Annotated in this window: 6 protein-coding genes and 1 pseudogene; 4 read left to right on the top strand and 3 right to left on the bottom strand. The window is 71.1% G+C overall.

Annotated elements, in window-relative coordinates:
- Positions 1 to 930, top strand: a pseudogene (locus ACFVFQ_RS06835) (serine/threonine protein kinase); the annotation flags it as partial.
- Between the two features lie 27 nt (positions 931 to 957).
- Here ACFVFQ_RS06835 and ACFVFQ_RS06830 read toward each other — a convergent pair.
- The 3 genes from ACFVFQ_RS06830 to ACFVFQ_RS06820 all read right to left on the bottom strand — a co-directional run bounded on the left by ACFVFQ_RS06830 (position 958) and on the right by ACFVFQ_RS06820 (position 3,257).
- Positions 958 to 2,001, bottom strand: coding sequence for a phosphotransferase (locus ACFVFQ_RS06830; RefSeq protein WP_383409846.1), 1,044 nt, complete (start codon positions 1,999 to 2,001; stop codon positions 958 to 960).
- 52 nt (positions 2,002 to 2,053) lie between these two features.
- The gene (locus ACFVFQ_RS06825; RefSeq protein ID WP_383409843.1) at positions 2,054 to 2,467 is read right to left on the bottom strand and encodes a pyridoxamine 5'-phosphate oxidase family protein; all 414 of its coding nucleotides are present in this window, start codon (positions 2,465 to 2,467) and stop codon (positions 2,054 to 2,056) included.
- A gap of 130 nt (positions 2,468 to 2,597) precedes the next feature.
- Positions 2,598 to 3,257 (bottom strand): response regulator, encoded by a 660-nt coding sequence (locus ACFVFQ_RS06820; RefSeq protein ID WP_383409838.1) that lies wholly within the window; start codon positions 3,255 to 3,257, stop codon positions 2,598 to 2,600.
- Positions 3,258 to 3,582: 325 nt separating this feature from the next.
- Between ACFVFQ_RS06820 and pdhA the strand changes: the two genes are divergently transcribed.
- The 3 genes from pdhA to ACFVFQ_RS06805 are packed head-to-tail and all read left to right on the top strand — an operon-like array spanning position 3,583 to position 7,322.
- Positions 3,583 to 4,797 carry a pyruvate dehydrogenase (acetyl-transferring) E1 component subunit alpha gene (pdhA, locus tag ACFVFQ_RS06815; RefSeq protein WP_383409834.1) on the top strand — a complete coding sequence of 405 codons (1,215 nt, stop codon included), beginning with the start codon at positions 3,583 to 3,585 and terminating at the stop codon, positions 4,795 to 4,797.
- A 2-nt stretch (positions 4,798 to 4,799) separates the two neighbouring features.
- Positions 4,800 to 5,783: an alpha-ketoacid dehydrogenase subunit beta gene (locus ACFVFQ_RS06810; RefSeq protein ID WP_274914712.1), complete on the top strand. Its 984-nt coding sequence runs from the start codon at positions 4,800 to 4,802 to the stop codon at positions 5,781 to 5,783.
- A gap of 21 nt (positions 5,784 to 5,804) precedes the next feature.
- On the top strand, positions 5,805 to 7,322 hold the full coding sequence (locus tag ACFVFQ_RS06805) for a dihydrolipoamide acetyltransferase family protein (RefSeq protein ID WP_383409830.1): 1,518 nt from the start codon (positions 5,805 to 5,807) through the stop codon (positions 7,320 to 7,322).
- Positions 7,323 to 7,383 lie beyond the last annotated feature (61 nt).

The following is a 7,383-nucleotide window of genomic DNA, read 5'->3' as shown; positions in this document are numbered from 1 at the left end:
GAGACCCCGCTCTCGGTCGTCTACCAGCACGTCCAGGACATGCCGGTGCCGCCCTCCCAGGTCGCCGAGTCGGTGCCGCCGGAGCTGGACGGCCTGGTCATGCGGTCGCTGGCCAAGGACCCCGACGACCGTTTCCAGACCGCCGAGGAGATGCGCGGTCTGGTCCAGTACTCGTTGCAGATGCTGCACGAGCAGGGCGGCCACACCGGCACCTGGAACACCGGCCCGGTCGCGATGCCCGAGGGCGGCCACACCATGGCCCTGCGCGGCGGTGCCGCCGAGACCACCGTGCTCCCCCACCCCGACGCCGGGCAGACCACGGCGCAGCCGGTCGTGAGCCGCGGGATGCGGGACGACGACGGCGGTTACGAGGGCGGGTACCGGCAGTCCAAGGGCGGTCGCGGCAAGATCTGGCTGATCGCGGTGCTCGCGCTGGTCGCCATCGCGGCGGGCGTGGCCTTCGCGGTGAAGAACAGCGGCGACACCAGCCACACGCCGCCGAAGCCGTCGGTCTCCCACTCCACTTCGCCGTCGCCGTCCGACGACACCAGCCAGTCGCCGTCGGACGAGCCGAGCACCCCCGACACCTACCCGGGTGGTACCAGCGGCGGCGGGAACAACTACACCCACCGGCCGAGCCACCAGCCCAGCTCCCGGCCGTCGTCCGCGCCGCCCACCACCTCGTCCCCGTCCACGGAGCCGCCGACCGACACCACGGGCGGGACCAGCGGCGGTTCCAGCACGGGTGGCGACACCACCGGCGGTTCCAGCACGGGTGGCGACACCACCGGTGGCTCCAGCACCGGTGGCGACACCACGGGCGGTTCCAGCACCGGCGGCAAGACCACCGGCGGTTCCAGCACCGGCGGCACCCCGGGCACCAACGGCGGCACCGGCAGCACGCCCCTGGGCGGGACGACCGCCGGCTGACGGCGAAACGGGCTGACGCCCCGCGGGTCAGCCCGTGAACGCCCGCCGCACGGCGGGCAGTTCGCGGGTCCACCACACCGCCAGTGCGGCCGCCGCGGGGAACTGCGGATCGGTGCGCCGGTCGCCGAGCTGGTAGCGCCAGGTGAGCATCCAGAAGTCGTTCAACCGCTCCCACCACACCCGGTGGACGGCCGCGGCCAGCTCCTCGGGGCCGGCCCCGCACACGCTCCGGTAGGCGTCGGCGTACGCGGCGACCTTCGTCAGGTCCAGCGTTCCGCAGGGGCGGACGAAGAAGATCGCGGCGGCGCGCACCGCCTCCTCGGCGCGGGGCTGCACGCCCAGCCGGTCCCAGTCGACGATCGCGGCCGGTTCGGCGCCGCGGTAGAGCACGTTCAGCGGGTGGAAGTCCCCGTGCACCCAGCCCGCCGCCGGCTCCGCGCCGGGGGCCGGCCGGCGGTGCGCCTGCCGCTCCAACAGGGCCCGGCGCTCCAGGAGTCGGTGCTCGGCGAGCTCGTCGAAGCTGGTGCGCGGGCGGGCGCCGCGGGCCAGCGCCAGCAGTTCGTCGATCGTCTCGAAGGTCCGCTCCGGGTCGGCGGCGGCGTCCGCACCGGGCGGCCGGGGCGGCGTCGGCTCGTCGGCCATCACCCGATCCAACGTGGTGTGGACGAGCCCGAGCAGGGCGCCGAGCCGGCGCGACTGGCCGCAGGTCAGCGCGGTGCCGCTGAGGTGCCGGCCCTCGATCCACGGGTGCAGGGCGTAGCAGCGGCCGTCCAGGACGGTGAAGGTCCGGCCGTCCGTGCCGGTGACCGGCGGGGCGACCGGCAGGCCGTGGCCGGCCAGCCGGCGGGCGGCGCGGTGCTGGCGGGCGAGGGCGACGCGGTCGCCGTCGAGGTGGTGTTTGAGGAAGTAGCGGCCGCCGGTGGTGGCCAGGAAGTAGCCGTGGTTGAGCAGTCCCTCGGCGACGGGCTCGCAGGACAGCGGCGCCCCGGCACGGTCGTAGTGGCGCAACAGGGATCCGAGGGTGTCGCGGTCGGGCGTCGCCGCCGACCGGACTACAGATGAGCGCAGCACGCGCCAGATGTTAGATCAACTTCGCCCAGTGGAGTGGGTGTTCCGGAAAGCCTTACAGAGGGTGTGCAAATCCGAAGACCGGGACGTCCGTGAGGTGATGCAGCGTCACGAACTCCGGCGCGACCCGCAGGTAGACCGGATCGTACGGTACCCCGTCGGCCAGCCGCGGGGTGCGGCCGAACAACTCCCGTTCCCCCGCGGTCGGTTCGATGACCCGGGCGGTCCCGGTGCACTGCACGGACCAGGTGTCGCGGGCCCCGCCGACGTTGTCCGCCTCGTACGCGACGACGGTGCCGTCCAGCGCCCGGTGGTAGTCGTAGCCGCGGTGCAGCCGCAGGAGCAGCCGGCCGTCGACGACGAGGTGTCGGGTCACGGTGGTGAAGGGCAGCGCCCGCCGGCTGGCCGACACCCGACCGTAGGGGACCGTGCTGAGCAGCTCGATGGCACGGAAGACGTCGGTGGGCATGGCCTCCAGGGTGCCCGCCCGATGGGGCGTCGAATAGGGACGGCCGCCCCCGATCGACGGGACGTTGGTCCCTGTCGGCGGCCGCGGAATCATCGGCTCCGCGGCCCTGCCCGAGGGGTGTATGCGCTGCTCAGCGCCTTTCCGCCTGCCGCCGCGCGACATAGGCGGCGGCCTGTGAACGGCGTTCCATACCCAGCTTGGAAAGCAGGCTGGAAACGTAATTCTTGATCGTCTTTTCGGCGAGGTGAAGGCGTTCGCCGATTGCGCGATTGGTCAGTCCCTCGCCGATCAGGTCGAGGATCTTGCGTTCCTGTTCGGTGAGGCTCGCCAGCCGGTCGTCGCTCTTGGTGGCGTTGCCGTCGCGAAGCCGTTCCAGGACGCGGGCGGTGGCCACCGGGTCGAGCAGCGACTTTCCGGCCGCCACGTCCCGTACGGCGGAGAGGAGTTCGCTGCCCCGGATCGCCTTGAGGACATAACCGGACGCACCGGCCATGATCGCGTCGAAGAGGGCCTCGTCATCGGCGAACGAGGTGAGCATCAGGCACTTGATGTCCTCGTCCTGCGAACGGACCTCGCGGCAGACCTCGACGCCGCTGCCGTCCGGGAGCCGGACGTCCAGCACGGCCACGTCCGGACGCGTCGCCGGGATCCTGACCAGCGCATCGGCCGCGGTGCCGGCCTCGCCGACCACCTCGATGTCTTCCTCGACCGACAGCATTTCGTGGACACCCCGCCGGACCACTTCGTGGTCATCGAGCAGGAAAACAGTGATTTTTCCGTCTTCGCGCACCTTCCCAGTCTCACACATCAACTCTTCCCGTGCTCCAGGTCACCGATATAACGTGCCGTTGTCCCGGCGGCCTGCAACGCTGTGACCAGGAGTTGTTCCACCCCTTCGCGATTTACTTGGAAATCCAAGCAAAATCGCAGGTCAGCGCCATTTCCACTTCGGCTTTGACAATGGGTAACGTGCAATGAGCAGGCCACTCCGGGGCGCTTTGTTCCACCCGGATCCGGCCGCGTTCGCACACACCCCGTGCGCCGTATCGGATACCGGGTGAGCCGCAAACGGCCACCGGCGGACCCCGGGGGCCGGACAGACGGAGGAGCAGCACGTGACCGTGGAAGGCACTGCCGAGCGGAAAACCGCCCGCGGCGGCAGCAAGCGCACCACCGCCAAAAAGGCGACGACGAAAAAGGCGTCGCCGTCCAAGGTCAGGAACAGCGCCGGGCCGGACCAGGCGGAGCAGGACGAGCTCGTACAACTCCTGACCCCGGAAGGAATCCGGGTCGAGCACCCGGATTACGCGATCGACCTCACCGCCGAGGAACTGCGCGGGCTCTACCGCGACATGGTGCTCACCCGGCGGTTCGACGCCGAGGCGACCACCCTCCAGCGCCAGGGCGAACTGGGCCTGTGGGCCTCGCTGCTGGGCCAGGAGGCCGCCCAGATCGGCTCCGGCCGCGCGCTGCGCGACGACGACTACGTCTTCCCCACCTACCGGGAGCACGGCGTGGCCTGGTGCCGCGGCGTCGACCCGACCAACCTGCTGGGGATGTTCCGCGGCGTCAACCACGGCGGCTGGGACCCCAACAGCAACAACTTCCACCTCTACACCATCGTCATCGGTTCGCAGACGCTGCACGCGACCGGCTATGCGATGGGTGTGCAGAAGGACGGCGCCGATTCCGCGGTCATCGCGTACTTCGGTGACGGCGCCTCCAGCCAGGGCGACGTCGCCGAGTCCTTCACCTTCTCCGCGGTCTACAACGCCCCGGTCGTCTTCTTCTGCCAGAACAACCAGTGGGCGATCTCCGAGCGCACCGAGAAGCAGACCCGCGTCCCCCTCTACCAGCGCGCCCGCGGCTTCGGCTTCCCCGGCGTCCGGGTCGACGGCAACGACGTGCTGGCCTGTCTCGCGGTGACCAAGGCGGCGCTGGAGCGGGCGCGCACCGGCCAAGGCCCCATGCTCATCGAGGCGTTCACCTATCGGATGGGTGCCCACACCACCTCCGACGACCCGACGCGGTACCGCCCCGACGAGGAGACGCTGGCCTGGGAGGCCAAGGACCCGATCCTGCGGCTGCGGAAGTACCTGGAGGCTTCCGGGTTCGTCGACGACGCCTACCTCGCCGCGATCGAGGAGGAGAGCGACGTCCTGGGCAAGCGGGTCCGCGACGCCGTACGGGCGATGCCCGACCCGGATCACCTGGCGATCTTCGAGAACGTCTACGCCGACGGGCATGCGCTCGTCGATGAGGAGCGCGCGCAGTTCGCCGCCTACCAGGCGTCCTTCGCCGACGCCGACGCCGCCGCGGAGGGGAACTGACCATGGCCGTCCACGAGAAGATCACCATCGCCAAGGCGATCAACGCGTCGCTGCGGGCCTCCATGGAGGCCGACCCCAAGGTCCTCGTCATGGGTGAGGACGTCGGCAAGTTGGGCGGCGTCTTCCGCGTCACCGACGGCCTGCAGAAGGACTTCGGCGACGAGCGGGTGATCGACACCCCGCTCGCCGAGTCCGGCATCGTCGGCACCGCGATCGGTCTGGCCCTGCGCGGCTACCGTCCGGTCGTGGAGATCCAGTTCGACGGCTTCGTCTTCCCCGCCTACGACCAGATCGTCACCCAGCTCGCGAAGATGCACGCCCGGGCGCTGGGCAAGGTCAAGGTGCCGGTCGTCATCCGCATCCCGTACGCGGGCGGCATCGGCGCCGTCGAGCACCACTCCGAGTCGCCCGAGGCGCTGTTCGCGCACGTCGCGGGGCTCAAGATCGTCTCTCCGTCGAACTCCTCCGACGCCTACTGGATGCTCCAGCAGGCCATCGCCGGCGACGACCCGGTCATCTACTTCGAGCCCAAGCGCCGCTACCACGACAAGTCGCGCCTGGACACCGAGTCGATCCCGGACCCGCTGCACAAGGCGCGGATCACCCGGCCCGGCTCCGACCTCACGCTGGCCGCCTACGGCCCGATGGTGAAGGTCTGCGAGGACGTCGCCAAGGTCGCGGCCGAGGAGGGCAAGTCGGTCGAGGTCGTCGACCTGCGCTCGATCTCGCCGATCGACTTCGACACCGTGCAGTCCTCGGTGGAGAAGACCGGCCGGCTGGTCGTCGTCCACGAGGCACCGGTCTTCTTCGGTTCGGGTGCGGAGATCGCCGCCCGGATCACCGAGCGCTGCTTCTACCACCTGGAGGCTCCGGTGCTGCGGGTCGGCGGCTTCCACGCCCCTTATCCGCCGTCCAGGCTGGAAGACGAGTACCTTCCGGGACTGGACCGGGTGCTCGACGCCGTTGACCGCGCGTTGGCGTACTGAGGGTTGAGGGGAGTCGTGACCATGACTACAGGTACCGCCGGCGCCGCGAACGCGCAGCGCATCCGCGAGTTCAAGATGCCCGACGTGGGCGAGGGCCTCACCGAGGCCGAGATCCTCAAGTGGTACGTCGGGCCCGGTGACACCGTCACCGACGGCCAGGTCGTCTGCGAGGTGGAGACCGCCAAGGCCGCCGTCGAACTGCCCATTCCCTACGACGGGGTGGTGCACGCGGTGAACTTCGACGAGGGCACCACCGTCGACGTCGGCACCGTGATCATCGCCGTGGACACCGACCCGGGTGCCGGCCCCGTCCAGGGCCAGCCCGGTGCGGGCGAGGCGCCCGCCGAGGCCGCGGAGGAGGACGCCGAGCCGCAGGGCCGGCAGGCGGTGCTGGTCGGCTACGGCGCCGCGCCGTCCTCGACCAAGCGCCGGGCGCGCAAGGCGCAGCCGGGCGCGGGTGCGCAGCCCGCAACGCGCGTTCCGCAGGCGCCCGTTGGGGCCCCGTCGGAGCCGGTGACCGCCGGGCTCCAGGCGGAGCTGAACGGCCGGAGCGCGTCCGCTCCGGCCGCCGCCACGGTGGCCGTCGCGCCGCCGTCCTCAGCGCCCGCCGCCGCGGTGCCGACCGCCGGACGGCCGCTGGCCAAGCCCCCGGTCCGCAAGCTGGCCAAGGACCTGGGCATCGATCTGGCGATGGTCGTCCCGAGTGGGCCGGGTGGCGTCATCACCCGCGACGACGTTCACGCCGCGGCGGCGGAGGCGCAGGCGGCGCCGGTCGTCGCGCCGGCCGCGCCCGCGGTGGGCGCTCCGGCAGCGGCCGCGGTCGGTGGCTTCGACGCGGCCCGCGAGCGCCGGGTGCCCGTCAAGGGCGTGCGCAAGGCCACCGCGCAGGCGATGGTCGCCAGCGCCTTCACCGCGCCGCACGTCACGGAGTTCATCACCGTCGATGTGACCCGCACGATGAAGCTCGTCCAGGAGCTCAAGCAGGACCCGGACATGGCCGGGCTGCGGGTCAACCCGCTGCTGCTGCTCGCCAAGGCGTTCCTGGTCGCCCTCAAGCGCCACCCGGAGGCCAACGCCGCCTGGGACGAGGCGCATCAGGAGATCGTCTACAAGGACTACATCAACCTCGGGATCGCGGCGGCCACCCCGCGCGGCCTGATCGTCCCGAACATCAAGGACGCGGGCGCGAAGGCGCTGCCCCAGCTCGCCGCGGAACTGGGCGAGTTGGTGGCCACCGCGCGCGAGGGCAAGACCTCGCCGGCGGCGATGTCCGGCGGCACGGTCACCATCACCAACGTCGGCGTCTTCGGCGTCGACACCGGCACCCCGATCCTCAACCCCGGGGAGTCGGCGATCCTGGCCTTCGGTGCGATCAAGCTCCAGCCGTGGGTCCACAAGGGCAAGGTCAAGCCGCGGCAGGTCACCACGCTCGCGCTTTCCTTCGATCACCGCCTGATCGACGGCGAGTTGGGCTCCAAGCTGCTCGCGGACATCGCGGCGATCCTGGAGCGGCCCAAGCGCCTGATCACCTGGGGCTGAGCCCCAACGACGGCAGCAGGGGCGCCGTTTCACGTGAAACCGTCGGTGAGTTTCACGTGAA

The organism is Streptomyces sp. NPDC057743 (genome assembly GCF_042798755.1).
In the GTDB taxonomy this organism is placed as follows: domain Bacteria; phylum Actinomycetota; class Actinomycetes; order Streptomycetales; family Streptomycetaceae; genus Streptomyces.
This window is presented reverse-complemented; position numbering and strand designations above follow the sequence as displayed.

Bases quoted from the DNA above. Each gene is read 5' to 3' on its own strand.
- ACFVFQ_RS06825 (WP_383409843.1), bottom strand. From the start codon at position 2,467: ATGCCCACCGACGTCTTCCGTGCCATCGAGCTGCTCAGCACGGTCCCC.
- ACFVFQ_RS06810 (WP_274914712.1), top strand. From the start codon at position 4,800: ATGGCCGTCCACGAGAAGATCACCATCGCCAAGGCGATCAACGCGTCG.
- ACFVFQ_RS06805 (WP_383409830.1), top strand. From the start codon at position 5,805: ATGACTACAGGTACCGCCGGCGCCGCGAACGCGCAGCGCATCCGCGAG.